Annotated in this window: 24 protein-coding genes; 8 read left to right on the forward strand and 16 right to left on the reverse strand. The window is 72.1% G+C overall.

Annotation, left to right across the window (positions count from 1 at the left end; all coding sequences use genetic code 11):
- Positions 1–17: 17 nt before the first annotated feature.
- Complete coding sequence (locus tag ACFY36_RS08430) at positions 18–845, reverse strand: hypothetical protein (protein WP_499745256.1); 828 nt, start codon at positions 843–845, stop codon at positions 18–20.
- A 128-nt stretch (positions 846–973) separates the two neighbouring features.
- Here ACFY36_RS08430 and ACFY36_RS08435 point away from each other — a divergent pair, with 128 nt between their 5' ends.
- Complete coding sequence (locus ACFY36_RS08435; protein ID WP_499745257.1) at positions 974–2,458, forward strand: PP2C family protein-serine/threonine phosphatase; 1,485 nt, start codon at positions 974–976, stop codon at positions 2,456–2,458.
- On the opposite strand, the gene ACFY36_RS08440 is transcribed toward ACFY36_RS08435, so the two are convergent.
- Together ACFY36_RS08440 and ACFY36_RS08445 are read right to left on the reverse strand one after the other, a co-directional pair.
- Positions 2,445–2,822: an ATP-binding protein gene (locus ACFY36_RS08440; protein ID WP_499745258.1), complete on the reverse strand. Its 378-nt coding sequence runs from the start codon at positions 2,820–2,822 to the stop codon at positions 2,445–2,447. The two genes, ACFY36_RS08435 and ACFY36_RS08440, sit on opposite strands and share 14 nt — an antisense overlap.
- Entirely contained in the window at positions 2,819–3,160 is a 342-nt protein-coding gene (locus tag ACFY36_RS08445) for an STAS domain-containing protein (RefSeq protein WP_499745259.1), read from the reverse strand. The genes ACFY36_RS08440 and ACFY36_RS08445 overlap by 4 nt, the downstream gene beginning before the upstream one ends.
- Before the next feature lie 111 nt (positions 3,161–3,271).
- Between ACFY36_RS08445 and ACFY36_RS08450 the strand changes: the two genes are divergently transcribed.
- Both ACFY36_RS08450 and ACFY36_RS08455 read left to right on the forward strand, forming a co-directional pair.
- Positions 3,272–3,991, forward strand: a complete 720-nt coding sequence (locus ACFY36_RS08450) for a laminin G domain-containing protein (protein ID WP_499745260.1) — start codon at positions 3,272–3,274, stop codon at positions 3,989–3,991.
- A 52-nt stretch (positions 3,992–4,043) separates the two neighbouring features.
- On the forward strand, positions 4,044–5,930 hold the full coding sequence (locus tag ACFY36_RS08455; protein WP_499745261.1) for a protein kinase domain-containing protein: 1,887 nt from the start codon (positions 4,044–4,046) through the stop codon (positions 5,928–5,930).
- Positions 5,931–6,145: 215 nt separating this feature from the next.
- Here the strand turns inward: ACFY36_RS08455 and ACFY36_RS08460 are convergent, their stop codons facing one another.
- Positions 6,146–7,156 carry a LacI family DNA-binding transcriptional regulator gene (locus ACFY36_RS08460; RefSeq protein ID WP_499745262.1) on the reverse strand — a complete coding sequence of 337 codons (1,011 nt, stop codon included), beginning with the start codon at positions 7,154–7,156 and terminating at the stop codon, positions 6,146–6,148.
- A 116-nt stretch (positions 7,157–7,272) separates the two neighbouring features.
- Between ACFY36_RS08460 and ACFY36_RS08465 the strand changes: the two genes are divergently transcribed.
- On the forward strand, positions 7,273–7,761 hold the full coding sequence (locus tag ACFY36_RS08465; protein ID WP_499745263.1) for a GNAT family N-acetyltransferase: 489 nt from the start codon (positions 7,273–7,275) through the stop codon (positions 7,759–7,761).
- A gap of 3 nt (positions 7,762–7,764) precedes the next feature.
- Here ACFY36_RS08465 and ACFY36_RS08470 read toward each other — a convergent pair whose 3' ends face one another.
- The 6 genes from ACFY36_RS08470 to ACFY36_RS08495 form a co-directional block, all read right to left on the reverse strand.
- Complete coding sequence (locus ACFY36_RS08470; RefSeq protein WP_499745264.1) at positions 7,765–8,595, reverse strand: ADP-ribosylglycohydrolase family protein; 831 nt, start codon at positions 8,593–8,595, stop codon at positions 7,765–7,767.
- Between the two features lie 440 nt (positions 8,596–9,035).
- Positions 9,036–9,869: a hypothetical protein gene (locus ACFY36_RS08475; RefSeq protein WP_499745265.1), complete on the reverse strand. Its 834-nt coding sequence runs from the start codon at positions 9,867–9,869 to the stop codon at positions 9,036–9,038.
- 309 nt (positions 9,870–10,178) lie between these two features.
- Positions 10,179–11,396: an MFS transporter gene (locus tag ACFY36_RS08480; RefSeq protein ID WP_499745266.1), complete on the reverse strand. Its 1,218-nt coding sequence runs from the start codon at positions 11,394–11,396 to the stop codon at positions 10,179–10,181.
- Entirely contained in the window at positions 11,393–11,857 is a 465-nt protein-coding gene (locus tag ACFY36_RS08485) for a MarR family transcriptional regulator (protein ID WP_499745267.1), read from the reverse strand. The genes ACFY36_RS08480 and ACFY36_RS08485 overlap by 4 nt, the downstream gene beginning before the upstream one ends.
- 27 nt (positions 11,858–11,884) lie before the next feature.
- Entirely contained in the window at positions 11,885–13,066 is a 1,182-nt protein-coding gene (locus ACFY36_RS08490; protein ID WP_499745268.1) for a GAF domain-containing sensor histidine kinase, read from the reverse strand.
- A gap of 92 nt (positions 13,067–13,158) precedes the next feature.
- Positions 13,159–13,629: an Lrp/AsnC family transcriptional regulator gene (locus ACFY36_RS08495; RefSeq protein WP_499745269.1), complete on the reverse strand. Its 471-nt coding sequence runs from the start codon at positions 13,627–13,629 to the stop codon at positions 13,159–13,161.
- 127 nt (positions 13,630–13,756) lie between these two features.
- Here ACFY36_RS08495 and ald point away from each other — a divergent pair, with 127 nt between their 5' ends.
- The gene (gene ald / locus ACFY36_RS08500) at positions 13,757–14,872 is read left to right on the forward strand and encodes an alanine dehydrogenase (RefSeq protein ID WP_499745270.1); all 1,116 of its coding nucleotides are present in this window, start codon (positions 13,757–13,759) and stop codon (positions 14,870–14,872) included.
- A gap of 117 nt (positions 14,873–14,989) precedes the next feature.
- Here the strand turns inward: ald and ACFY36_RS08505 are convergent, their stop codons facing one another.
- Positions 14,990–15,781 (reverse strand): SDR family NAD(P)-dependent oxidoreductase, encoded by a 792-nt coding sequence (locus tag ACFY36_RS08505; RefSeq protein WP_499745271.1) that lies wholly within the window; start codon positions 15,779–15,781, stop codon positions 14,990–14,992.
- A 72-nt stretch (positions 15,782–15,853) separates the two neighbouring features.
- Here ACFY36_RS08505 and ACFY36_RS08510 point away from each other — a divergent pair, with 72 nt between their 5' ends.
- Positions 15,854–16,438: a TetR/AcrR family transcriptional regulator gene (locus tag ACFY36_RS08510; RefSeq protein ID WP_499745272.1), complete on the forward strand. Its 585-nt coding sequence runs from the start codon at positions 15,854–15,856 to the stop codon at positions 16,436–16,438.
- Between the two features lie 60 nt (positions 16,439–16,498).
- Here ACFY36_RS08510 and ACFY36_RS08515 read toward each other — a convergent pair whose 3' ends face one another.
- Complete coding sequence (locus ACFY36_RS08515; protein WP_499745273.1) at positions 16,499–17,554, reverse strand: aldo/keto reductase; 1,056 nt, start codon at positions 17,552–17,554, stop codon at positions 16,499–16,501.
- A gap of 109 nt (positions 17,555–17,663) precedes the next feature.
- On the opposite strand from ACFY36_RS08515, the gene ACFY36_RS08520 reads away from it, so the two are divergent.
- Complete coding sequence (locus ACFY36_RS08520) at positions 17,664–19,736, forward strand: glycoside hydrolase family 15 protein (protein WP_499745274.1); 2,073 nt, start codon at positions 17,664–17,666, stop codon at positions 19,734–19,736.
- Here ACFY36_RS08520 and ACFY36_RS08525 read toward each other — a convergent pair.
- On the reverse strand, positions 19,702–20,604 hold the full coding sequence (locus tag ACFY36_RS08525; protein WP_499745275.1) for a helix-turn-helix domain-containing protein: 903 nt from the start codon (positions 20,602–20,604) through the stop codon (positions 19,702–19,704). The genes ACFY36_RS08520 and ACFY36_RS08525 overlap by 35 nt on opposite strands.
- A gap of 139 nt (positions 20,605–20,743) precedes the next feature.
- On the opposite strand from ACFY36_RS08525, the gene ACFY36_RS08530 reads away from it, so the two are divergent.
- The gene (locus ACFY36_RS08530) at positions 20,744–21,799 is read left to right on the forward strand and encodes an alkene reductase (protein WP_499745276.1); all 1,056 of its coding nucleotides are present in this window, start codon (positions 20,744–20,746) and stop codon (positions 21,797–21,799) included.
- On the opposite strand, the gene ACFY36_RS08535 is transcribed toward ACFY36_RS08530, so the two are convergent.
- The 3 genes from ACFY36_RS08535 to ACFY36_RS08545 form a co-directional block, all read right to left on the reverse strand.
- Complete coding sequence (locus ACFY36_RS08535; protein WP_499745277.1) at positions 21,796–22,197, reverse strand: SRPBCC family protein; 402 nt, start codon at positions 22,195–22,197, stop codon at positions 21,796–21,798. The genes ACFY36_RS08530 and ACFY36_RS08535 overlap by 4 nt on opposite strands.
- Before the next feature lie 4 nt (positions 22,198–22,201).
- Complete coding sequence (locus ACFY36_RS08540; RefSeq protein WP_499745278.1) at positions 22,202–23,524, reverse strand: ferredoxin reductase family protein; 1,323 nt, start codon at positions 23,522–23,524, stop codon at positions 22,202–22,204.
- A gap of 1,120 nt (positions 23,525–24,644) precedes the next feature.
- Positions 24,645–24,821: a hypothetical protein gene (locus tag ACFY36_RS08545; RefSeq protein WP_499745279.1), complete on the reverse strand. Its 177-nt coding sequence runs from the start codon at positions 24,819–24,821 to the stop codon at positions 24,645–24,647.
- Between the last annotated feature and the right edge of the window lie 746 nt (positions 24,822–25,567).

Consider the following 25,567-nt stretch of genomic DNA (forward strand, 5'->3'; position numbering starts at 1 on the left):
AACCCGAACGGTCAGACCTACCGCTCGGCCTGGGCCTCGTCGTCCTCGTCGACCTGGTCCTCCTCGCTGTGGCGCTGGGCCGGGACCGCGTCGTCGCGGTCGTCGGGGGCGCCGTGGCGGGGGCCGGCCTCGGCCTGCTCGGGCAGCTCGCCGGTGACCTGGGGCTGGTCGACCCAGAGGGCGCGCAGCTGGCCCTGCATGAAGGTGGTGAGCCGCGAGCGGTACTCACGGTCGAACAGCTCCAGCGCCTCGATCTGCTGCTGGAGCGCCTCGCGCTTGCTGCCCAGGCTGCCCACGACGTCGTCGTAGCGCTGGCGGGCCTGCTGGTTGAGGTGGTCGGCGTTGGCCTGCGCGTCCTGGGCGACCGACTCCGACTGCGAACGGGCCTCGGAGAGGATCTTCTCCGCGTTGCGGCGGGCCTCCTCGGTGCGGGCGTGCGAGTCGCGGGCGATCTGCTCGGCGGCGGCGCGGGCGTCCGAGAGGATCTTCTCGGCCTCGCGGCGGACGTTGTGGGCGTGCACCTGCGCGTCGCGGGCGATCTGCTCGGCCGCGGCCAGCGCGTCCGTACGGATCTTGTCGGCCTGGTGGTGGGCCCGGGCGACGTGCTCCTCGGCCGTGCGCTGGGCCAGGGTCAGGACCTGGAGGGCCTGGTTGGGGTGCTGGCCGGGCTGGCCGGGCTGGGCCGGCTGACCCGGCTGGGCGGCGCCGTTCTGGGCCTGGGCCTGGGCGGCCTGCTGTGCCTGCTGCGTCGGGGCGACGAGGGCGTGCTCCGAGGTCTGGCTGTCCGTTGACGTCCCATTGAGCAGCACTTTGACACGATCCTTCATGCGGTTGTTGTCGGACACGGGGTAAGACCTCCGAACCTCGAGAGTCGCGGGATGCTACCAAGCTGAACTGGTGGTTCGCGAGGTCTTGTCACCGTCGGATGTCCCCGGCGCACCGGGCGTGCGTCGCCGCCCTCTACCCTGAGCGCATGGCCGGCGACGAGGTGGCCCGGGTCGTCCAGGAGATGCTCGCCGTCATCCCGGCGGGATGCTCCTGGCTGCTGCCCGTGCTCGCGGAGGACGGCGCCGTCCGGGACTTCCGGGTCGGCGCGACGAGCGGGCGGGGCCGCGACATCTACCGCCGGGGCACCAGCCGGGTCGACCGTCTGCTCAGCGAGCTCTACCCGAGCATCGTCGGCGGCGAGCTGTGGCAGATCTACCTCGACGTGCTGCGCACCGGCGAGCCCCGCGAGCTCGAGGAGTTCCGCTACGACGAGAAGAAGGCCGGCGTCGTCGCGCACTCCCTGTTCGACGTCACCGTGCACCCCGTGCTCGGCGGCCTGCTGGTCTGGTGGCAGCGCCTCGACGAGGACCGCCGCCGTGCGGCCAACACCGAGCTGCTCGGCAGCCTCGGCTGGACCGAGTTCGACCTGATGACCGGGGCCGGCGACTGGTCGCCCGGCATGTACCGGATCTTCGAGCGGGACCCGGCGCTCGGCCCGATGTCGCGGGCGGAGCAGGCGGCCGCGATGCTCCCCGAGGACCGCGGCATCGCCGAGACGGCCTGGCAGAGCATGGACAGCGGCGGGCCGGCCGACGTGACGGTCCGCTTCACGGTCGGCCGCGGGGTCAAGCACCTGCGGATCCTCTCGGACGTCACCACCGACGCCGCCGGGCGGCCGCTGAAGATCAACGCGGTGGTGCAGGACGTGACCGCCCGGGAGAGCTCGCGCACGGCCATCGAGCGGCTCCGCGACCAGCTGCGCACCCGCGAGATGACCGCGATCGCCGAGCATCGCCTGGCCGGTCAGCTCCAGCAGATGATCCAGCCGGTGCCGCGCGAGCCGTTCCCGCTGCCCGGCCTGCGGGTGCGGGTCGACTATCTGCCGGCCGAGAGCACGGCGCAGGTCGGCGGCGACTGGTACCACGCGCAGGAGCTGAGCGACGGGCGCGTGCTGCTGGCGGTGGGCGACGTGGCCGGGCACGGGCTGGCCGCGGCGAGCGGGATGGCGCATCTGCGGTTCGCGCTGATCGCCTGGCTGTCGATCGGGGTGCACGAGCCGGCGCTGCTGTTGCGCCATCTGAACCGGCTGTGCGGTCAGCTGCGGCTGACCGGGACGGCCGTGCTCGGCGTCTTCGACCCGGCGAGCCGGTCGCTGGTCTGGGGCCGGGCCGGGCACGCGCCGCCGCTGCTGGCCCGGGGCGGGTGCGCGCGGCCGCTCGATCTTCCGGTGGGCATGCTGCTCGGCGCCGACGGCGAGGCGGCGTACGAAATCATGACCCTGGCCCTTGACCCTGGCGATCTTCTCTTGCTCTACACGGACGGCTTGGTGGAGCGGCGCGACGGCCCGCCGCTGCTGCCGGGGGTGCTCGGCGCGCTCGCCGCGGCCACCGGCGCGCTGCCCGCGGTGACCGCGATCAACCGGCCGAGCCCGGACGACGACACCTGCACGGTGCTGATCAAGGTTCTTTGAGATCGAGGGCCAGCCGTACGCGTGTTCCCCGCTCCGCCGACTCCACATCCACCTCGTCGCAGATGCGCTCGACGATGGCCAGGCCCCGCCCGCGCGGCGCGTCGGCGGCCGGCATGGCCCGCCCGAACGCCCGCGCCGGCCCGCCGTCGATCACGTCGCAGTAGACCCGGCCGTTCTCGGCCCACAGGCGCACCACACCGCCGCCCACAGTGTGTTGCAGCGTGTTGGTGGCGAGCTCGCTGACCGCGAGGGTGAGCAGGTCGGCCCGGCGGCCGGGCAGGCCCAGCGCGGTGGCGTGCAGCCGGACGAAGTCGCGCAGCGGGGCCAGGTCGCCGGGCTTGTCGTACGTGATCTCGGCGTTCATCCGCCGGGCCTGCGGTCCACGGCGGGCGGTGCGGGCTCGGCCAGGAGGCCGGCGACGCCGGTGATCTCGAGGACGGTGGCGACCGCGCCCCTCGCGTTGACCACGATCAGGCGGCCGCCGCGGGCGAGGGCGGCGTGATGGGCGGTGACCAGGCCGTGGACGCCGGTGGAGTCGAGGAAGCCGACCTGGGCGAGATCGACCACGACCCGCGGGTGACGGCCGACGGCGGCGTTGAGGGCGGCGAGCAGATCGTCCCGTACGGAAAGGTCGCAGTCGCCGGAGAGGACCACGCGGGCCTCGCCGGCCTCCTCGAACGTTCGTGCCCCGAAGCGCGCCATCCCGCACATCATGTCATCCGGGCGCTTGTTGAAGCTTCACCCTCGGGGATGGCTCGCGCATGCGTACACTCAACCCGTCAAAACGGATATAGAGCGCCAACGGGGATTACCATGAAGAAACGGCACTTTTGGATGATCTCCGTGGCGGCCCTCGGGGCCGTCGCCTCCGTCGCGGCGCCGGCCTCCGCCTCGGCTCAGCACGAGATCGCCTTCTGGGGCATGAACGAGGCTCCCGGTACCTCAACGATGCGCGACGGCAGCGGGCACGGCTTCCACGGCCGGATCGGCCGCGACATCGGCGTCGGCCTGCGCACCGACAACAGCTACGGATATCGCTTCGACCGCCTCGAGCCGGACACCCCGCCCACCCACCCGGGCCACCTGGCGCTCGTGCCCGACAGCGCCGAGCTCGACCCCGGCACCCGCGACTACGCGATCACGGTGCGGCTGCGCACCCGCGAGCACTTCGGCAACATCATCCAGAAGGGCCAGGCCACCGTCTCCGGCGGCAGCTACAAGATCCAGATCCCGAACGGCAAGGTCCAGTGCTGGTTCCGGGGCTCCTCGACGGCCCTGCTGGTGACCGCCCCACGGGCGATCAACGACGGGAGCTGGCACACGGTGCGCTGCGAGCGGACCGACGACGGCGTGTTCCTGGCCATCGACGGCCGCACGGTCGCCGGCCGCTACGGCTGGACCGGCGCCATCGCCAACTCGTGGCCGGTCGCGATCGGCGGCAAGACGGACTGCGACCAGGTCGACGTCGGCTGCGACTACTACGCCGGGGACATCGACTACGTAGCGCTCGAGGTCGAGCAGCACGCCTGGTAGTCGCCGGATCACACGAGTTGACACCCGCCGGAATCCGGGCGAATGTTCCCTCGTGAGCGAAGAGTGGCCGATTGCGGGAAGCCTGCTCGCTTCGCGGTACCGCCTGGCCGAGCTCCTCGAGATCGGCGGCATGTCGCAGATCTGGCGTGCGGACGACGAGCTGCTGGCGCGCCCGGTCGCGGTGAAGCTGCCGCTGGGCGCGCAGGTGGTGTGGCGCGAGGCCCGCATGGCGGCGAAGCTGCAGCACCCGAACATCGCGGCGGTGCACGACTACCGCGAGGCGGTGCGCCCGGACGGTTCGGTGACGCCGTTCGTGGTGATGGAGCTGCTGGCGGGCGAGTCGGTGGCGGCCCGTCTGGAGCGCGAGCCGATCGGCTTGCCCGAGGCGGCCCGCATCGGCGCGGCGGTGGCCGACGCGCTGGCCGCGGCGCACGCGTCCGGGGTGGTCCACCGCGACATCAAGCCCGGCAACGTGATGCTCACCCCGACCGGCGTGAAGATCCTCGACTTCGGCATCAGCGCCACGGCCGGCGAGCCGGACGACGACGAGTCGGGATCGACGTTCGGCACACCGGCGTACGTGGCCCCGGAACGCCTGGACGGCATGCCGTCCGAGCCGGCCACGGACGTGTACGGCCTGGGCGTGCTCCTGTTCGAGATGGTGACGGGAGACCCGCCCTACCCGGTGGACACGTGGGAGGAACTGGCCGAGGCCCGGGCCGGCGACGGCCCCAGCCCGTTGCCGGCCGGCCTGCCCGCGGCGTTCCGCGAGCTGGTCGCCCGGTGCCTCGACGAGTCACCGGCGGACCGGCCCACGGCGGCCGAGGTCCGCTTCGACCTGACCGCGCTGTGGCTCAAGCCGGAGCCGGCGTATTTCGGTCCCGCCCCCACCAGCGACTGGTCCACCCCGAGCGAGCCTTCCACCGCCGGCTCTTCCCGCTCGGCCAAGGCATCTGCTTTCCCCGCTTCCCACCTCGACCCGTCCACGCCCTCCGCCACCCCCACGTCCTCGCCCTCCGCCACCACGGCCGGGCGACAGACACCTTCCTCGACTGCCCGGTACGACGCTTTTGTGCCCGGCGAGACCCGCGAGTCGTCGACGGGATACGCGCCAGGTCGAGCCGTGCCCTCCGCGCGCCGCGCGACCACCGCGGCTGCGGCGTCCGCAGCGTCCGCGGCGTCCGCGGCGTCCGCAGCGTCCGCGGCGTCCGCGGCGTCTGCGGCGTCCGCGGCCGGAGCTGGCGCGAACCGAACAGGTGCGGGCGGAACAAGCGCGAACCGATCAGGCGCGGGCGGAACAAGCGCGAACCGATCAGGCGCGGGCGGAACAAGCGCGAACCGATCAGGCGCGGGCAGAACGAGCGCGAACCGAGCAGGCGCGGGCGGCGCGGGCGCGGGCCGAGCGGGGGCCCGGGGGCGCGCGTCGGCCACGACTCTGGCGCTGACCAAGCCACCGCCGCGCCGGCTGGCTCTGATCGTGGGCGTCACCGCTCTCGTCGCGGCCCTGGTCGGCTCCTTCGCCGTGATCAACTGGCCGGCGAACGACAAGATCGACGCCAATCCGGAGCTGCCGCCACCGCCCGTGGTCGTCACGTCCACGCCGGAGGCGACCGCGCCCACCACGACCACGCCGCCACCGACGTCGTCCTCGCCCACGCCGAAGCCCACCCCGACGCTCAGCTTCGACGACGCCGTGAGCCGCTTCCGGACGGCCGTCGAGCGCGGCGCCGCCGGCGGCGACATCCGTTCCGACGTGGCGACCGACCTGCTGAACCTGCTACAGCCCCTGACCCGCCCCGGCGACAACGCCGGCGACCAGGTGGACGCCCTGCGCCGCAAAATCAACGACCGCGTCGGCGAGGGCAGCGTCTCCTCGGGCCAGGCCGCCGTGCTCCGCTCCCGCCTGGCCGACGTCGACCGGGCCGCCCGCACACTGTGACCCCGTAGGCCGCGCCACCGCGCCCCAGCAGACCGCGCCCCAGCCGACCGCGCGCCCGGCGACCGCGCGCCCGCTGACCCGTGCCCATCAACCCGCGCGAGCGACCACACCTATCGCGCGCCCATCAACCCGCGCGAGCCACCACGCCTATCGCACGCCCATCAACCCCGCGCCGAGCGACCGCGCGCATGCCCTCCAAGACCGGGCCGGTGGGGTCAGGCTGAGCCGCGGATGACCAGGCGGGTCGGGAGGACGATCTGCGTGTCGGCCGGCTCGTCGCCGTCGATCTTGGCCAGCAGCAGGCGGACCATCTCCCGGCCCATCTCGGCTATGGGCTGGTCGACGCTGGTCAGGGACGGCTCGGTGTGCCTGGTGATCACCGAGTCGTCGAAGCCGATGACCGCCACGTCGTCCGGCACCCGGCGGCCGTGCTGGCGCAGCACGCGCAGGGCGCCGGCCGCCATCATGTCCGAGGCCGCGAAGACCGCGTCCAGGTCCGGGTACTGCTCCAGCAACCGGTACATCGCCGCGGCGCCGCTCTCCTCGCTGAAGTCGCCGAACGCCACCGGCCCGTCGCCGACCACGTCGCGGTAGCCCTCCAGGCGCCCTATGCCGGCCGCCATGTCGAGCGGGCCGGTGATCGCCGCGATCCGCCGCCGGCCCCGGGACCAGAGGTACGACACCGCTTCCCTCGCGCCGCCCCGGTTGTCCGCGTCGACGTAGGAGCCCCTGTCGGCGTACGTCGGGCGCCCGGCCCGGACCGTGGCCACACCTCGCTCCTCGAGCACCGCCGGCAGTGGGTCGTCGCCGTGCAGTGACAGCAGCAGCGCCCCGTCCACGTGCTGGCGGGTCAGGTAGCCCTCCAGGCGGCGCCTCTCCTCCGGCGCCTGCGCGATCATCAAAACCATCTGCAGGTTGCGGGCCACCAGCACCGACGACGTCGCCTGCACGATCCGCCCGAAGAACGGCTCGGCGAAGAACCGCTCCCCCGACTCGAAGATGACCAGCGCGATCGAGTCGGTCCGCTGCGTGACGAGCGTGCGGGCGGCGCGGTTGGGCACGTAGCCCAGTTCCTGGATCGCCTCCTCGACGGCCTGCCGGGCGCGCGGGCTCACCTGCGCCGAGCCGTTGACCACGCGCGACACCGTCCCGCGGCCCACACCGGCCCGCGCGGCGACCTCTTCCAGCGTCGGCCGCCCCGTCGCCCTGTTCCGCTCGGTCGTCATCGCCTGGCACCTTCCTCCGCGCGCGATCGGAGGTCGCGCCCGACACAAAGTACCTGTCCCGCGCAGCCTGCCCTAATGCGGTCGCGGCGCGGTGGTGACGCCGTTACCGTCGTCGCGTGCGAGTGCGAGACTTCGAAGATCACGACTGGCCCGCGGTCTGGCCGATCATCCGCGAGGTGGTCAGGGCGGCCGACACCTTCACGTACGACCCGGCGATGTCCGAGGAGACGGCCCGCGCCGTCTGGATCGAGCCCTCACCGGGCCGCACCGTCGTGGCCGTCGACGAGGGCCGGATCGTCGGCACCGCCAAGATGGGCCCCAACCGTCCCGGCCCGGGCGCGCACGTCTCCACCGCCAGCTTCATGGTCGCCGCCGAGGCGCGAGGCCGCGGGGTGGGCACGCTTCTCTGCCGCGACGCGCTGTCCTGGGCGCTTTCCCAGCCGTACGCCGGAATGCAGTTCAACGCGGTGGCCGAGTCGAACCACGCCGCCGTCGCCGTCTACCAGCGCCTGGGTTTCGAGATCCTGGGCACTGTGCCGGGCGCGTTCGCCCACCCGGTCGAGGGCCGGGTGGGCCTGCATCTCATGTACAAGAGTTTCGATTGACGCTCAGGCCACCGGCTCGGCCGCGGCCAGCCACTCGGCGGGCAGGGCGTCCACGCCGGTGCGGGCGCCCACCACACCGCCCGCGATCGCGCACGTCGTGTCCACGTCGCCGCCGGCGCTCGCCGTGGCCCACAGGGCCGCCTCGAGATCCTCCGGATGCCGGGCCGCGCACCACAACGCGAACGGCACCGTGTCCGGCGCCGACATCCTTCGGCCGCAACCCACGACCGCCGCGACCTTCCTCGGCTCCGTGTCCATGCCGGCGACCCGCAGCAGGCCCCGGCCCACCTCGGTGCCCTCCACCCGGCCGGCCACCGCCGCCAGGTCCAGCGACCCCCGCACGTTCAGCGCCGCCGCCACCGCGACCGCCACCGCCCCCGCCGCCGCCTCCGGATGCGCGTGGGTCACCTGCGCCGACCGTACGGCCTCGCTCCCCGCCCGCTCGGGATCACCGGCGAAGAAGGCTCCCAACGGCGCCACCCGCATCGCCGCGCCGTTGCCCCACGAGCCTTTGCCGTCGAACTGCCGGCGGGTGACCTCCTGCCACGGCTCGCCCTCGCCGATCGCCGCCAGCACGTCGTGCATCCCGGCTCCGTAGTGCCGGTACGGATCCTCGGCGTACGCCCGGGCGAACCCGGCCGCCAGCGCGTCCTGGTCGACCCTGCCGTGGTCCTCCAGCACGCGCAGCAGAACGATGGCCATCGCCGTGTCGTCGGTCCACCGCCACGGGCCGGGGCGCAGGTTGTCCTCCGCGAAGCGGCGGCGGAACCACGTGCCCCCGAAGGCGTCACCCATCGCCAGACCCTGTAACGCTGCCGCCGCCCTGTCGATCACCCGTGAATGCTCGCCGAAACGGGCCCCGACGGCCAGCCGTTTTCAGAGCGGCCCGACGATCGCGTGGTCGCCGGCCAGCTTCGCCGCGACGCTGGCCGCCTGCGGATGTGATCGGCCGATCGGCGGCACATCGCCACCGCCTCGTGGTGCCGTCCGAGCTGCCCGAGGATCCAGCCCGCGTAGTTCAGCGCCGATGTCCCACCGCGTCGAACAGCCGCTCCGCCTTTCCGGGCCAGATCAAGGGCGACGACCGGGTTCCCGTACGAACTGTGCACCGTGCACAACTGCACGGTGGTCTGCGCCTCCCCACCGCGTCACCCGCCCGCCGGTGGAGCTCCCCCGCTTCGGCCAGCCCGGCCAGCACGTCCTCGTGCTTGCCGTCCACTGTGCTCACGAACGCCGGCCCGCGCAGCGCCATCCCGTGGACGGCGCGGCCCCGCTCAGGAGGGCAGGCCGAGCAGTTCGCGCCAGGAGTCCGGATAGAGGTCGCCGCCCCACAGGACGCCCTGCCCCGACGTGGCGGCGACGGTGGCCGCCGTGCGGACGAAGGACAGGGTCAGGGCCGGCCACTCCAGTTCGCCCGGCATGCGTGACGGCTCCTTGTGGTAGCCGCCGAAGGCAGCCGACGCGGCCTCGAAGGTGGGCTCGTAGCGGGGCAGGTCGAGCCGGTCGAGGCGGGCGGCCAGGTCGGCGGTCTCGGCCGGGGTGAGCCAGCCGTAGGTGCCGGCGGTGCGCTCGAACTCGTAGCCGAGCACCGCGCCGCGCACGTCGAGCGCGGTCAGGTGCAGGCGGATCGGGTCGTTCGCGGGCACGCCCAGATGCTCGAGCAGGGACTCGAAGTCCGGCGGCCGGGCCGAGCGCCCGACGAACTGCCCCTCGCCCAGGCACCGGAGGGTGACCCAGGCCGCGTACAGGAATCCGAGGTCGTCGGCGTTCGCCTGCGTGGCCCCTTCGTGGAACGAGCACCGGGAGCGCTCGGGACAGGTCGCCGACGGGCATCGCATCCACGGGCGGCCGCCCTCGGGCAGCGTCACCGGCTGATTGCCGAGATAGGCGAGGTCCTCGCCGAGCCACAGGCAGTACGCGGCCAGGTCGACCGGCCCGGCGCGCAGCCGGCCGGCCAGCTCCAGCCACATGTCGCCCCATTCGCTTCCCGGGAGACCGGCCAGCCACCGCGGCACCGGATCGCCGCGGAACAGCGCCAGCATCCCGGGCACGACCTCGGTCCGGTAGCGCTCGTAGTCGAAGACGTAGATCCTCGCGTCTGATCCCACGCCGAGGATGGTGGCACGGCGGTCAAGCGGGAATCCGTTGACATCCTCTTCGCCCTGAAGGACGAGGATTCCCTCCACGCCGCGCGTGGACCGCGCGGCGGTGCTGCCGGTCGCGCCTTCGTGCCGTCCGACAGCACGGCGAAGTGCGTCAACCCGAGGTCGATCCCGGCCTCGGAATCGACCGGCGACAGCGTCTCGTCCTGCTCGCTCGCCACGACGAACGAGGCGAAGTCGCGGTACGCGCCAGAGCGGCCGTGGCCCGACTGGTCAACAGCCTCAAGGGCGTCTCCTCACGGCGCATGCGCAGCACTAGCCCGCAATCCGGTAGCGGCGCAGGGCCGGGACGGAGAGGGCGATCAACGCCGTTCCCAGCACGCCCAGCGCTCCGCCGATGGCCAGGGCGGCGCCGCCCGAGGTGAGCGAGGCGACCAGGCCGGCCCGCAGGTTGCCGAGGTGGGGGCCGGCCGCGCCGGCGATGTGTTCCAGGGCGGCCACCCGGCCCCGGTAGGCGTCCGGTGTGGAGCCCTGCACGACGGTTCCGCGCGACACCACGGCCCAGGTGTCGGCGAAGCCGGCCACGGCCAGGAAGGCCAGAACCGCGTACAGGCTGGTGCTGAGGCCGGCCAGGCCGAGGGTCACGGCCCACACGGCGCCGCAGGCCAGCAGCATCCGGCCCGGGTGGGCATATCGGGTGGCCAGGCCGGAGAGCACCGAGGCGAGCACGCCGCCGACCGCGACCGCCGTGGCGAACAGGCCGAGGACCTCGGGGCGGCCGCCGAACTTCTCCGCGTTGATGACCGGGAACAGGGCGAACGGCATGGCGAGCACCGTGGCCGCGAGGTCGGCCAGCAGCGCCCCTCGCACCTGTGGGGTCCTGACGGCGTACGACAGACCGGCCCGGACCGCCCGCACGCCGGACCGGCCCTCGGAGACGGGGGCGCCGGGCGGCAGACCGGCGACCCCGAACAGCGCGAAACCGTAGGTGAGCGTGTCGAAGGCGAGGCACCAGCCGACGCCGGCCAGGGCGGTGAGCGCGCCCGCGGTGGCCGGGCCGGCCAGCATGGCGAGCTGGAACGACAGGTGGTTGAGGGCGAGGCCGGCAGCGAGGCGTTCCCCGCTCAGCAGGGCCGGCACGAAGGTCTGGCGGGCGGGCGCGTTGAGGCCGCCGATGGCCGACTGGACGGCCGTGAGCAGCAGGATCGCGGGCACGCCGCCGGCGTCGGTGAACACCACGAGGGTCATTGCCGCGCTCACCACGATCTGGGCCACGGTGCAGCGCATCGTGAGCAGCCGCCGGTCGACGTGGTCGACGAAGGCGCTGCCGGCCAGGGCCAGGACGATCAGGGGTACGCCGATGGCCAGCCCCACGAGACCCACGACGGCCGCGCTGTGGGTGCGGTCCCAGATGTAGTAGACGATCGCGAACGAGCCGAGCTGCCCGCCGAAGCCGGAGGCGGTGGTGCCCAGCCACAGCCGCCGGAAGGTGCGGTTCTCGCGCAGCGGGCTGAGGTCGGCCAGCGCCCTCATGCGAGGTGGTCCCGCAGGCGGCGGGCGAACGAGCGCCGGGCCAGCAGCTCACGCAGGTCGGCGGTGACCTGCGTGAGCGAGTACGGCAGCTCGGCGTCGAGCTCCCGCACGGCGGCCTCGGTGGCCCGCCACTCGGCAACGAGAAACGGCATGATCCCCTCGGCCCGGGCGGTGAGCCGGATGGGCCGGGTGCGCCCGTCGTCGCCGGGTACGGCCTCGACCAGCCCGGCCTTGGTCATGGCGGCCGCCGTCTGGCTCATCGCCGAGTGGCTGACGTCGCGCTTCTCGGCCAGAGCACGAATCGTCATCGGCCCGAAGCGGTGCAGCGCGATGAGCGGCCCGACGAAACGCGTCCGCACGCCCTCGACCCCGGCCTCGCGATAGAGATCCGAGATGTCGGAATCGAGGCCTGCGAGCACGGCGTGCAGGTCGCTCCAGTGGTTGCTGTCGAGAAGGTCCACCCCGGCAATGTAACAGTACTTATATATCTACGCCCGTGGCAGCGTCACCACGATCGTCGTGCCGCGATCGGGCTCACTGTCGATGTGGATGCGGCCCTGGTGGCCGTCGACGATCGCCTTGACGATGCTCAGGCCCAGGCCGGCGCCCTGCACCTCGTGCCGCTCGGCGGCGGCCGAGCGCCGGAACGGGGCCAGCGCCCGGGCGCTCTCCTCGGCGCTCATGCCGATGCCGGTGTCGCGCACCTCGAGCACGGCGTCGTCCCCGCGCACGGAGGCACGCACTGTGATGCGACCGCGTCCAGTGAACTTGACGGCGTTGAGTAACAGCCGTTCCAGCACCTGGCCGAGCCGTTCCTCGTCGGCCTCGACCATCACCGGCAGCGGCGCGTCGGCGTAGATGTCCAGGCACCGGGTCAGGGCCAGCCCGACGTTGCGGCGCACCGCGGCCCGGGCCATCTCGGCCAGGTCCAGCTCGCGCTTGTTCAGCACGAGGTCGCTGCGGCCGGTCTGCGCCGCCAACAGCATGTCGTCGACCAGGGCGGTCAGCCGCTCCGAGTTGCGCCGGATCCGGGCCACGAACTCGCCGTCCGCGGCCACGCCGTCGCCGAGCAGCTCCAGGTAGCCGTTGATCGAGGTCAGCGGCGTCCGCAGCTCGTGCGTGACCCGGGACAGGAACTCGTCGCGGACCCGGTCGGCGTCGCGCAGCCGCGCGTTCAGCCCGCGGGCGTACTGCCGCAGCTCCAGCTGGGCCATCACGTGCCGGGCCAGCGTGCGCAGGCCGGTGGCCTCGGCCGGCGTGAGCAGCCGGGGCTCGTGCCCGATCACGCAGAGCGCGCCCAGCGCCTGCCCCGAGGCGGTGACGAGCGGCGCGCCCGCGTAGAAGACGACGTTCGCGTCACCGGTGACGGCCGGGTTGTCCCGGAACCGGGGGTCGAGCCGGGCGTCGGGCACCTGCATGACCCCGTCGCTGAACATGGCGTGCGCGCAGAACGACCGGTCGCGGGCCACCTCGCACACCTCGATGCCGATGCGCGACTTGAGCCACTGCCGCTCGCCGTCGATCAGGCTGATCGCCGCCATGGGCGCCCGGCAGAGCTGGGCGGCCAGCGTCACGATGTCGTCGAAGTCGCTCTCCGGCGCGGTGTCGAGCACGCGGTAGCTGTGCAGCGCGGCCAGGCGCTCGCGCTCCGCGACCAGGGTGTCCGGCATCTCGCCCGTCCTCTCAGCTCAGCTGACTCGGCTATGAGAAGGGTCGGCGGGCTCCGTGACTTGTTGAGTGATGGCCCCGGTGCAGGCCGGGATCATCCCTGCCCGCGGCGATGCTCGAAGATCAGATAGGTCTCGGTGCCGGCGATCAGCCGCGTTCCGCTCAGGCGCTCGGTGATCACCGCACGGAGGTCCTCGACGTCGGCCGTCGCCACGTGCAGGAGGAAGTCGTACGAGCCGGACACGAAGTAGACATCTCGTACGGCCGGGATGTCGGCCAGCGACGAGGCGAATTTGCCGATCGCGTCGCGGGACTCGGAGCGGATCTTCACCGCGATCATGGCTTCGATGGGCCGCCCGATCCAGGCCGGGTCGACGTCGGCGTGGAAGCCGCGGATGGCGCCGATCTCGCGCAGCCGGCGGACGCGGGTCAGGCACGTGGAGGGGGCGATGCCGACCCGCTCGGCGAGCGCGTTGTTGGGCATGCGCCCGTCGGCCTCGAGCAGCGTCAGCAACTCGCGGTCGATGTGATCCAGGCCTCGAAGATCCTTCGGTTGATCGGTCACCACGAGGCTCCTCGTCTCATTTTGTTTCTGTCGATCGCGCTATCCAGAATCTTATTCGGCCATATTGCGCGACAACAGCACATCGTTTCACGCTGAAGCCCACAACGGCGTGACGAAGGAGACAGCCATGCGGATCGGTGTGCCGACCGAGGTCAAGAACCACGAGTACCGGGTGGCGATCACGCCGGCCGGCGTCGCCGAGTTCGTCCGCCGGGGCCACGACGTGATCATCCAGGCCGGCGCCGGCGTGGGCTCCGCCATCACGGACGAGGACTACGTCGCCGCCGGCGCTTCCCTGGTCGCGGACGCCGACTCGGTCTGGCAGCAGGCCGACCTGCTGCTGAAGGTCAAGGAGCCGATCGCCTCCGAATACCACCGCCTCCGCGCCGGCCAGACCGTCTTCACGTATCTGCACCTGGCGGCCGACGCCGAGGGCACGAAGGCGTTGCTGGCCAGCGGCACGACCGCCATCGCGTACGAGACGGTGCAGCTGCCCGACGGCTCGCTGCCGCTGCTGGCCCCGATGTCCGAGGTCGCCGGTCGCCTGGCCCCGCAGGTCGGCGCGTACAGCCTGATGCGCAACAGCGGCGGCCGCGGCGTCCTGCCGGGCGGCGTGCCCGGCGTCAGCCCGGCCAAGGTGACGGTCATCGGCGGCGGAGTCTCCGGCGTCAACGCGGCCACCATCGCCCTGGGCATGGGCGCCGACGTGACGATCCTCGACCTGTCGATCCCCCGCCTGCGCCAGATCGACGCCCAGTTCGGCGGCCGGGTGAAGACGCTGGTCTCGTCCGCGTACGCCATCGAGCAGTCACTGCTGGAGGCCGACATGGTGATCGGCGCCGTGCTGGTGCCTGGCGCGAAGGCCCCCAAGCTGGTCTCGAACGACCTGGTGAAGCGCATGAAGCCGGGCTCGGTGCTGGTCGACATCGCGATCGACCAGGGCGGCTGCTTCGAGGACTCGCATGCGACAACCCACGAGGACCCGGTCTACAGGGTCCACGAGTCGGTCTTCTACTGCGTGGCCAACATGCCCGGGGCGGTCCCCAACACGTCGACGTACGCCCTGACCAACGCCACCCTGCCGTACGCCCTCAAGCTGGCCGACCTGGGCTGGCAGGTGGCCCTGAAGGCCGACCCGGCCCTGGCCCTGGGCTTGAGCACCCACGCCGGCCAGCTGACGAACGCCGAGGTCGGCACCGCCCTGGGCCTCCCCTCGGTCGAGATCGCCTCCGTGCTCCACTGACCAACGGCCGGCGTGGGCCCGTCGTCTCGGGTCTATGCCGTGTCCGGGTCCCGGGCTCGCCGTCGCCGGCCGGGCGGTCTTTGCCTCGACTGTGGGCCGGCCGGTGACGGCGAGGGATCAGAAGGCGCCTCGGACGGTGCCGCCGTCGACGCGGATCGTGGCGCCGCTGATGTACTCGGCGTACGGGCCGCAGAGGTAGGCCACGGCGCCGGCGATCTCGTCGGGGCGGCCGTAGCGGACGCGGTCGTTGGGGACGATCTCGCGGACCGAGTTGTACTCGATCTCGTCCCAGGTCTCGCCCCAGCCGCGCTCGGGCGACAGGCGGGTCAGGAAGTCCTGCACGGCCGGGACGAGGATGGCGCCGGGGGCCACGATGTTCGAGGTCACCTTGGTGCCGGCCAGGTCGCGGGCCAGTGAGACGGCCAGGTTGTGCCGGGCGGCCAGGGACGCGTTGTAGTGCGGGTGGTTGTCGAACGGCTGCATGCTGAGCCCGCCGCCGATCGTGACGACCCGGCCGTACGCCTTGTCGCGCATCGCCGGAACCAGGCGCTGGATCATGCGTACGCCGGAGACGACGTTGATGTTGTAGGTGTGCAGCCAGATGTCCGCGGTGGCCTCGGCCCAGGGCAGGTGCTCGTACGCCCCGGCGTTGTTGACCAGGATGTCGACGTCGCCCGCGGCCGCGGCCACCTGGTCGGCGCCGGCGTCGGTGCCCAGGTCGCCCAGGGCGATGGTGGCCTTCCCGCCGTCCTTGACGATGGAGTCGGCGACCTCGCGCGCCCGATCGCCGCTGCGGCCGTGGATGACGACCTCGGCGCCTTCGGTGGCGAGCAGGCGGGCCGTGGCCTCGCCCAGTCCGGAGGTCGATCCGGTGATCAGGGCGCGGTGTCCGGTGAGCTGGAGATCCATGGTGTGCTCCTCAGTTTTTGTCTACACACGTAGACTACGGCGACTAAGTTGCCACCTGTAGACTTACCGGCTATGACGCGCAGCACACCCCGTCCCCGCAACGCGGCCGCCACCCGGCAGGCCATCCTCGACTCGGCGGTCGTGGCCTTCACCCGGCACGGCTACGACGGCGTGGGGGTGCGGGACATAGCGGCCGAGGCCGGAGTGACCGCGATGCTGGTCAACCGCTACTTCGGCTCGAAAGAGGGGCTGTTCACCGAGGTCGTGGACCTCGTCTTCGCCCGGCGCACCATGGTTCCGGGCGACACCGACGACCTGGCCGGCGACACGGCCCGCGCCCTGGTGGACCGCACCGCCGCCGGCGCCGAACATCTCGGGCCGTTCGAGCTGATGCTCAAGTCGGCCGCCAACCCCAAGGCGGCCGAGATCATGCGGGACGCGATCGGCCGGCACGTCGGCGCCCGTTTCGAGGCGGCGCTGGAGGGGCCGGGCGCCGGGGAGCGGGCCGAGCTGGGGCTCGCCCTACTGGCCGGCGCTTGGCTGATGCGGCGGATCATCGGCACTCCCGGGCTTCAGGAGGCCGATCCCGAGCGGCTGGCCACCCAGGTCGCCCGGATGCTGGCGGTGATCGTCGATCCCGACACCGACCCGGCCTGACCCGGACGGACACGCCTGTGCCCGCGGCCGTGATCGGCCGCGGGCACAGGCGTGTGTGGATCAGAGGTGGCGCTGGATCTGGGTGAGGTCGGCCGCCGAGAGACGGTCCGAGCTCGTGTTGCGCTGGTGCCAGAACGGGTAGCGCAGGGGCTCGCCGCTCACGTCGTCGAGGGCCTTGACCTCGTCGGCGGTCAGCTCCAGGTCGGCCGCGGCCAGGTTGTCGCGCAGCTGGGCCGGGGTGCGGGAGCCGACGATCAGCGAGGTCACGCCGGGCTTCTGCGAGATGTAGGCCAGGGCGACCTGCGCCGCCGACACACCGTGGGACTCGCCGATCTTCACGGCCAGCTCGATCGTGTCGTACAGCTTGTCCTCGTCGTTGACCGGCGGTTCGTTCCACTCGGTGAGGTGGCGGCTGCCGGCCGGGGCCTCGACGCCGCGCCGGTACTTGCCCGAGAGCAGGCCGCCGGCCAGCGGGCTCCAGACCAGGATGCCCAGGCCCTGGTCGACCACGGCCGGGACGATCTCGGCCTCGACGTCGCGGTTCTGCAGCGAGTAGTAGACCTGCGTGCTGGCGAAACGCTCGAGGTGGCGGGCGTCGGAGATGGCCAGGGCCTTCATCATCTGCCAGGCCGCGTAGTTCGAGCAGCCGATGTAGCGCACCTTGCCGCTGCGGACCAGGTCGTCGAGGGCGGTCAGGGTCTCCTCGAGCGGGGTGTGCCCGTCCCACTCGTGCACCTGGTAGAGGTCGATGTAGTCGGTGTTGAGGCGGCGCAGGCTGGCCTCGGCCGCCCGCACGATGTGGTGGCGGGACAGGCCCGCGTCGTTCGGCCCGTCGCCCATCGGCATGCGCGCCTTGGTCGCGATGAGCACCTGGTCGCGGTCGGAGCCGAGCGCCTCGCCGAGGATCTCCTCGGACAGGCCCGCCGAGTAGACGTCGGCGGTGTCGATGAGGTTGACACCCGCGTCCCGGGCGATCGCGATCTGCTCGCGCGCGCCGGACACGTCGATCTGGCCGACCGGGGTGGCCCAACCGGTGCCGCCGAAGCCCATCGTGCCCAGGGTGAAGGTGGAAACCCGGAGGCCGGTGCGGCCGAGCTGCCGGTACTGCATTGTCATACCTCTTTCCGGTTCGGTATAGCCATGACCAGCCTTCCCCTCCGCGGGCGGCCTGTCCACCGGAACGCTCAGCGTGCACGACGCGGCTACCAGGGGTATACCCGTCAATATGATGTCGCTGACGCTGCCCGTGGTCCTCACCGCCGCGCTGGGCCTGGCGGCGCCCGGCGCTCCGGGGATCGACGAGCAATACCTGCCCGCCGACAAGTCGGGCCTGCTCACCTCGCGGACCACCGAGAGCCGGGTCTGGGCGACCGTGCAGAAGGAGGGCGGCCTCGGCGAGATCTTCTATCCGACGATCGGTGGCCCGAGCGCGCGGGCGCTGACCTTCGCCGTCGCCGACGGCCACCGGATCCTGCCGCCGTCCCGCGTCACCACCGAGCAGAGCGACCCGGACAGCCTGAGCTTCCGGCAGACCTTCACCGGCCGGGCCTGGCGGCTCGTCGCCTCCTACACCGTCGATCCGCGGCGCTCGACGGTCCTGATCCGGACCGATTTCTCCGGACAGGGCCGGCTGTACGCCATCTACGACCCCGCGCTCGGCAATTCCCGCGGCGGTGACGCGGGCTCGACATCCGGTGACGCATTGACGGCACACGATGGGAATGTCGCCAGCGCCCTCGCCGCCACCCCGCCTTTCCGGGCCACGTCGAACGGTTTCGCCGGCGTCAACGACGGCCACACCGATCTGCGCGACGGCCGCATGGACTGGCGCTATTCCGAAGCCGGCCCCGGCAATCTCGTGCAGACCGCCGCCATCGGCCACCGGCACACCACCATTGCTCTCGGCTTCGCCGATTCGCCGTCGGGCGCCCTGACGGCCGCGAGGCAATCCCTGGGTCGCGGTTTTGCGTCTGTCGCGCGTTCTTACGCGTACGGCTGGAAGCAGTATCTGAAGGGTCTGAAGCCACCGCCGCGCGGGTTGAGCGGCGCCGAGCAAACCCTCTACCGCACCTCGGCGATGGTGCTGGCCGCCAGCGAGGACAAGGCGAATCCGGGCGCTTACGTGGCCGCGCCGGCCGCCCCATGGGCATTCGGCACCGACGATCCGTCGGGCCCGTATCACCTGGTGTGGTCGCGTGACCTCTATCAGATCGCGCTGGCCCTGATCGCCGCCGGTGACAGGGCCGGAGCCGGCCGGGCCCTCGATTTCCTCTTCGACGTGCAGCAGAAACCGGACGGCTCGTTCCCGCAGAATTCGCAGGTCGACGGCACCCCCGTGTGGGGCGGCCTGCAACTCGACGAGGTGGCGTTGCCGCTGGTGCTGGCGTACCGGCTCGGCCGCACCGACGCCGATACCTGGTCGCATGTGAAGCGGGCGGCCGATTTCCTGCTGTCGTACGAGCAGGCGCCGGCGACGCCGCAGGAACGCTGGGAGAACCAGTCCGGCTATTCCCCCAACACCATCGCCACCGAGATCGCCGGCCTGGTCTGCGCCGCTTCCCTGGCCCGCGCCAACGGCGACACCGCGTCGGCCACCCGTTATCTGGCCACGGCCGACGAATGGCGCGCCCGGGTCAAGTCCTGGACGGTCACGTCGACCGGCCCGTACTCGCCGAAGCCGTACTTCCTGCGCCTGACAAAAGACGGAAACCCGAACGCCGGAACCACGTACAACATCGGCGACAGCGGCCCGGCCAACGTGGACCAGCGCCGGGTCGTCGACCCTTCTTTCCTGGAGCTCGTACGCCTGGGCGTGCTGCCCGCCGACGACCCCGACATCCGCAACACCTTGCGCGTGGTCGACGCCCAGTTGGGCGTACGGACCCCGAATGGTTTCTTCTGGCACCGCGCCTCGTTCGACGGTTTCGGCGAAAAACTGGACGGCACCCAGTGGGAGTACAACCTCCCCGACGGCTCCCTGATCACCCGGGGCCGAGCCTGGCCGTTGCTGAGCGGCGAACGAGGCGACTACGAACTGGCCGCCGGCGACCCGCGAACGGCCCGCACCCGCCTGGCCGCCATGGCCCGCGCCACCGGCCCCGGAAACATGCTCCCGGAACAGGTCTGGGACCAGAAACCGCCACCCGGCCGCACCCCCGGCACCCCGACGTATTCGGCCACCCCACTGGTGTGGTCACACGCCCAGTTCATCCGCCTGGCCCAGAACCTGGCCGCCGGCCGCGTCCTCGACACCCCAGCCGCGGTCACCGACCGCTACGCGACTCCCGCGGGTCGATAGGCGCCACGTCCGTCTCGAACCGGGCTTTCACCGCCGCGACGCGGAGGAAGTCGAGCTGCTCGGCGGCCCGGGTGCCCGGGGCCGCGGTGAACACGATGATCCGGATGTCCGATCCCGGGACGGTGAGGACGTCGCAGTCGACCATGATCTCGCCCGCGATGGGATGAGCGATCCTCTTGCGGTCGTGGCCGAACTCCCCCGCCGCCGGGTGCCGCGCCCACAGGTCGGCGAAGCGTTCACTGCTTCGGGAGCATTCCGCTATCAGCCGTCGCAGCGCCGGCTCATCGGTGTATTTGCTGTGGGTCACCCTCAGATCCGCCACGAGGGCGGCTTCGAAGGCTTCCGGCCCGTGTTCGGCCTCGACGGGCCATCCGGAAAGAGCGACCCCGGGCATGAACGTGTCGAGCACCAGATTGCGTTCGCCCGGTGGAAGCCGCCCGGGATCGCCGACGAGCGACGCCCACAGCGGAGTCCACGTGATCAGCGTCCAGTCCGCGGCGAAAACCCCGAAAGCCTGATCGGACAGACCTGCGAGCAACCGTTGCACGCTCGGCGGAATGTGCGCCGATATCCGCCCGGGACCGGGAATCGCCAGGCGCGCCAGCCGGTAGAGGTGTTCACGCTCGGCCGCGTCCAGGTGCAGAGCACGCGCGAGCGCCTCGGCCACCGACTCCGACGGCCGGGCCGAACGCCCCTGCTCGAGGCGCACGAGATAGTCCACCGACACGCCCGCGAGCTGCGCGAGCTCCTCCCGGCGCAGCCCGGCCGCCCGGCGCCGCCCGATCGCGGGCAGGCCCAGATCGGCCGGGTCGAGCCGCTCCCGCCAGCGGCGGATGGCGACGCCGAGGGATTGGTGTTCGTCGGGCACCGGCCCATTATCACCGCCGGGTTCCGGGCGAGCCTGGTAATGCGATTCCTACCGTCACTCACGCACTGGTTGCCGTCTCGCCGCCTCGTGAGACTCGCATTCGAGAAACGCGAAACCGCGAATCACGAAACGAGATGACATGAAACTCTGGACCCCCGCCAAGGTCGGCTCCCTCGAACTGCCGCACCGCCTCGCGATGGCCCCGATGACCCGCAACCGGGCGCGGGCCGACGGCGTTCCCACCGATCTCAACCGCGAGTACTACCGTCAGCGTGCGTCAATGGCCCTGATCATCGCCGAGGCCACCCAGATCTCCGACGACGCGCAGGGCTACATGTCGACGCCCGGCATTTACACCGAGGCGCACGTCGCCGGCTGGCAGGAGATCACCGGCGCTGTCCACGCGGCCGGCGGGCGCATTGTCGTTCAGCTCATGCACTCCGGCCGCATCGCACACCCCGGCAACACCCCGCACGGCCGTCGGCCGGTCGCCCCGTCGGCCGTCCGGCCCAAGGGCGCGATGTACACGCCCACCGGCCTCGAAGACATGCCCACGCCGCGAGCGCTCACCACCGGCGAGGTCACCGGCGTGGTCGACGAATACCGCCGTGCGGCGTCCGCGGCGATCGCGGCCGGCTTCGACGGCGTCGAGATCCAGGGCGCCAACGGCTACCTGGTGCACCAGTTCCTCTCGAACAACGCCAACGAGCGCACCGACCAGTACGGCGGCTCGGTCACCAACCGCATCCGCTTCGCGGCCGAGGTCGCCTCGGCGGTGGCCGGCGAGATCGGCGCCGACCGTACGGGCCTGCGCGTCTCGCCGGGCAACCCGTACAACGACATCAACGAGAACGACACGCACGAGGTGTACCCGGCGCTGCTCGCCGCCCTGGCCCCGCTGAACCTGGCCTACCTGCACGTGATCCACGCCGGCGACGAGGACCTCGTGACGAGGCTGCGCCGGGAATGGCCGGCGGCGCTGCTCCTCAACCGGGCCGGCGCTCCCCTCGAGGCGCGCTTCGCCGAACTCGACGCCGGGCGGGCCGACGTCGTCACCGTCGCCGCGGCCGCCCTGGCCAACCCGGACCTGCCGGCCCGCCTCCGGGCCGGCTCGCCGCTGAACGAGGCCGACCCGGCCACCTTCTACGGCGGCGACCACACCGGATACACCGACTACCCGGCCCTCGGCCGCTAGCGGGACTCCACGATCGACTTGAGCCGGGCCAGGTCGGCTCGGACCAGGCCGGTGTCGCGGGCGAAGTCCTCGTCCGAGGTGCCGGGGGCGCGGCGGACGGAGAAGACGATTTCGGAGCTGTCGTCGCCGTACGGGACCACACGCAACGGGTTGAGGAAGGTCTGGCCGTCGGGGAACGTCGCCCAATGGTCGAGGATGCCGAAGTCGTTCGGTGGGGCGAAGACGACCTTCACGCGGCCGGCGTCGGTGAGGACGAACCAGTCGCCGCCGGTCTGTTCGACGCCCTTGCCCAGGCCGGGGGCCCACTCGGGGAGGTGGGCCGGGTTGGACGCGTAGGCGTAGACCTCGGCGGCGGGGCGGTCGACGCGTTCGGCGAGATGCGCGGTGTCCGATGGCATGCCTTCAGCTTGCCAGGCGGAACGTCTCGGCGTGGCGCTGGCGGGCCGGGACGCCGAGCTGGCGCAGGCCGCGCAGCACGGCGCTGGTCATCGCCGACGGGCCGCAGACGAAGACGTCGCGCTGGGCGATGTCGGGCACCAGGCCGAGCAGGTTGCCGGCGCTGAACGGCTGGTTCCCCTCGCCCGTACGGCCGGTGAGCAGATGCAGGCGCGCCTGCCGCAAGCGGGCCAGGTTCTGCAACTCCGGGAGCAGCACCGCGTCGGCCGGGGTGCGCGCACGGTAGAGGACGACGATGTCTCCGGTCAGGGTCTCGTCCTCGAGCAGCGCCCGGATCGGGGTGATGCCGATGCCGCCGGCGATCAGGACCGCGTTCTCGCGGACGCGGCGTGTCGTGGTGAACGCGCCGTACGGGCCCTCGGCGAACACCCTCGTGCCGAGCGGCAGCTCCCGCAGGCCGGCGCTGGTGGTGCCGATGCCCTTCGCCGTCAGTCGCAGGGAGCGACCGTCCGGTGCGGCGGAGAGGGAGAACGGGTTCACCTGCCACCACCGGTTGTGACCGGGGAACCGCCACAGGAAGAACTGGCCGGGACGGGCCCGCAGGCGTTCGAGGTCACGGCCGGTGACGTGCACGGAGACGACGTCGGGCGATTCGGAGATGACGGCGGCGACCCGCAACTGGTGCCGCAGGTTGCGGACCAGGGGGACGACCACCCGGCCGGTGATCAGGGCGCCGACCGCGAACGCCCACAACCCCCACCAGTAGAGCTGGGTGAACCCGTTCGTCTTGAACGCGCTCCCCTCGTACACCTGGTGGATCAGCGCGAGCACGACGATGACATAAACCAGAAGATGAACGGCATGCCAGGCTTCGTACGAAAGGGTGCGGCGAGCCAGACGTACGGAAGAAACCGCAATGACCCCCACCAGGCCGGCGGCGATCATGCCGAGCAGAACGGGCATCTGTTTGGCCAGGTTGGGAATCTCGGCGAGGAAAGAGATGCGGTCGAGCTGTGAATATCCGAGCAGCACGAAGGTCGGATGCAGCACCACGAGCCAGAAGATCGTGAAGCCCGTCCACCGGTGCCAGGTGGTGAGCCGGTCCATCCCGATCCGCCGGTCGAGGAACGGCAGCCGCGCGATGAGAAGCAGCTGAAGCGCCATGACAAAACCGAGATGAAGCCCGAGGAACCGCCCGATCGAGGTCAAAGTGTTGTGCGCCGGCGTCGCCGGATTGAGGAACATCAGCTCCACGATCGCCAGGTTCAGGATCAAAAACGTCCAAAGCATGACGTACGCGGTGAGCACCGAACCGACTCGTCGCGTCACAGCGGGCTCAGTGGCGGCAGTCATCCCTCACAGGTAGCGGTGAAGGGGCACCGCGCGCAATCACCCGAACGAAAGGTGGCGCGCTCCGGCAATACTTGCCGGACGCCCGGGCACCCGGGACCGGAAGGAGAGAGATGACCCACCCGCCGAAGCCGACCGACGAGACCCGCCCGCTCTCGCGGGAGAACGAGGGCCCCGCCGAGCCAAAGGCTCCGGCCCAGCGACAACCAGAGCCCAAGGTGTACGGAGGTCCCAGCCCCACATCGCCGGAAGCGCCTGCCGGTTCGAGCGCTCCCCCGCCCACCGCGAAGCCGGAGCCCGGGGCCGGCAGCGACGCGAACCAGCCGTTCGGGATCTCTTCCCCGAAGCCTGAGCCCGGGGATGACGCCACCCAGCCGTTCGCCGACTCTCCCCCGCGTGCCCAGGGCGCGAAGCCCACGCCCGATGAGGACGCAACCCAGCCGTTTGCCGTCCCCGCGCCGGCCGCCGCGCCGGCCGCCGCGCCAGCCAAGCCGGCCACGTCGGCAACCTCGGCCGCGCCTGAGGAGGTCGCCAAGCCGACGCCGCCTGCCGACGCCACTCAGCCGATCAGCACGGCCAAGCCCGCGCCCGGCGCGACAAACAGCGCAAATGCTCCAGCTGCGCCCATCATGCCGTCGCTTTCGGGGACAAAAGCCGCATCGCCGTCGAAAAACGACGATCAGTCAAGCGCGCTTCCTTCGGGTCAGTCTCCGGCGCCGACCTCGGCCTCCCCCGCGGCATCCACCGCCGTTTCATCCGCGCCGTCCAGCCAGACGCCGGCTGCGGCAGCCGCGCCGGCCTCGCCGTCAGCGCCCACCCCAACGTCGGCCTCGACACCCGCCACCCAGGCCCAGCCGTCAGCGCCCGCCCGGACGCCGCGCCCCGAATCTGCCGCCTACACCCCGCCGTCAGCGCCCGCCCAGACGCCGCGCCCCGAATCCGCCACCCAGGCCCAGCCGTCAGCGCCCGCCCAGACGCCGCGCCCCGAATCCCCCGCCCAGGCCCCGCCGACAGTGCCCGCCCAGACGCCGCGCCCCGAATCCGCCACCCAGGCCCCGCCGTCAGCGCCCGCCCAGACGCCGCGCCCCGAATCCGCCGCCTACACCCCGCCGACAGCGTCCGCCCAGTCGCCGGGCTCCGCGTCCGCGGCCCAGATGCCGGCCTCGCCGGCTGATGCGGATAAAACCCAGCCGCTGACCGCAACTTCGGCGCCCCCGACCGCGCCCATCCCGACCACGCCGAAGCAAGCGCCGCCCTCGACCTCCCCAGCGAACACCGCGCAACCCGCGGCACAGGCTGCGATGCCCTTGTCCCGGCCCTCGGCGCCTTCCAAGCCGCAAGCCGCGACTCCCCCGGCTCAGGTCACCCCGGGCCGAGACCAGGCCGCCCCTGCCGCACAGGTCGCCTTCCCGCTGGCGCGACCCGCGACGCCGCCCACGGCGCCACCTGCCGCACGGAACGCGACACCGCCTACCGCGCAACCCACAACGCCGCCACCCGCATGGAGCACGACGCCGCCCTCCGCCCCTCCCGCGTGGAACACGACGTCGCCCTCCGCCCCTCCCGCGACGTCGCCTCCCGCGTGGAACACGACGCCGCCTACCGCTCCGCTCACGACGCCGCCCGCCGCACGGTCCACGGCACCTCCCGCCGCGTGGCCCGCGGTGCCGCCGGCGGGGCGTACCGCCGAAGCCGATCTCACTCAGCCGATGATCGCGACGCCCCCGAATCCCGCCGGTGCGGCACCTCTCATCGCGGGCAGTGCGGCGCCCCCGGTTGCGGGCAGTGCGCGGCCGCCCGTCACTGGCAGTGCCAAGCCTGCCGTTACGGTTCCCGCCTCTCGGCCTGCCCCCGTCACCCCGCCGCCTCCTCATCGGCCCGGGTCCACTGTCTACGGGGGTGGCCGGCCTCCCGCTCCCCAGGCTCGCCGCCGACGACTGCCCGTACTCATCGCCCTTGTTCTGCTTGTTGTTCTGCTCGGCGGTGGAGCCACCCTCCAACTGACCCGGTCGCTGCCCGCGG

This window comes from Actinoplanes sp. NPDC000266 (genome assembly GCF_042899005.1).
Lineage (GTDB): Bacteria > Actinomycetota > Actinomycetes > Mycobacteriales > Micromonosporaceae > Actinoplanes.

Excerpts from the sequence above, each read along its gene's own strand:
- ACFY36_RS08435 (WP_499745257.1), top strand. The coding sequence starts at position 974 with ATGGCCGGCGACGAGGTGGCCCGGGTCGTCCAGGAGATGCTCGCCGTC.
- ACFY36_RS08440 (WP_499745258.1), bottom strand. The coding sequence starts at position 2,822 with ATGAACGCCGAGATCACGTACGACAAGCCCGGCGACCTGGCCCCGCTG.
- ACFY36_RS08445 (WP_499745259.1), bottom strand. The coding sequence starts at position 3,160 with ATGGCGCGCTTCGGGGCACGAACGTTCGAGGAGGCCGGCGAGGCCCGC.
- ACFY36_RS08450 (WP_499745260.1), top strand. The coding sequence starts at position 3,272 with ATGAAGAAACGGCACTTTTGGATGATCTCCGTGGCGGCCCTCGGGGCC.
- ACFY36_RS08460 (WP_499745262.1), bottom strand. The coding sequence starts at position 7,156 with ATGACGACCGAGCGGAACAGGGCGACGGGGCGGCCGACGCTGGAAGAG.
- ACFY36_RS08480 (WP_499745266.1), bottom strand. The coding sequence starts at position 11,396 with ATGAGGGCGCTGGCCGACCTCAGCCCGCTGCGCGAGAACCGCACCTTC.
- ACFY36_RS08490 (WP_499745268.1), bottom strand. The coding sequence starts at position 13,066 with ATGCCGGACACCCTGGTCGCGGAGCGCGAGCGCCTGGCCGCGCTGCAC.
- ald (WP_499745270.1), top strand. The coding sequence starts at position 13,757 with ATGCGGATCGGTGTGCCGACCGAGGTCAAGAACCACGAGTACCGGGTG.
- ACFY36_RS08505 (WP_499745271.1), bottom strand. The coding sequence starts at position 15,781 with ATGGATCTCCAGCTCACCGGACACCGCGCCCTGATCACCGGATCGACC.
- ACFY36_RS08510 (WP_499745272.1), top strand. The coding sequence starts at position 15,854 with ATGACGCGCAGCACACCCCGTCCCCGCAACGCGGCCGCCACCCGGCAG.
- ACFY36_RS08515 (WP_499745273.1), bottom strand. The coding sequence starts at position 17,554 with ATGACAATGCAGTACCGGCAGCTCGGCCGCACCGGCCTCCGGGTTTCC.
- ACFY36_RS08520 (WP_499745274.1), top strand. The coding sequence starts at position 17,664 with ATGATGTCGCTGACGCTGCCCGTGGTCCTCACCGCCGCGCTGGGCCTG.
- ACFY36_RS08530 (WP_499745276.1), top strand. The coding sequence starts at position 20,744 with ATGAAACTCTGGACCCCCGCCAAGGTCGGCTCCCTCGAACTGCCGCAC.
- ACFY36_RS08535 (WP_499745277.1), bottom strand. The coding sequence starts at position 22,197 with ATGCCATCGGACACCGCGCATCTCGCCGAACGCGTCGACCGCCCCGCC.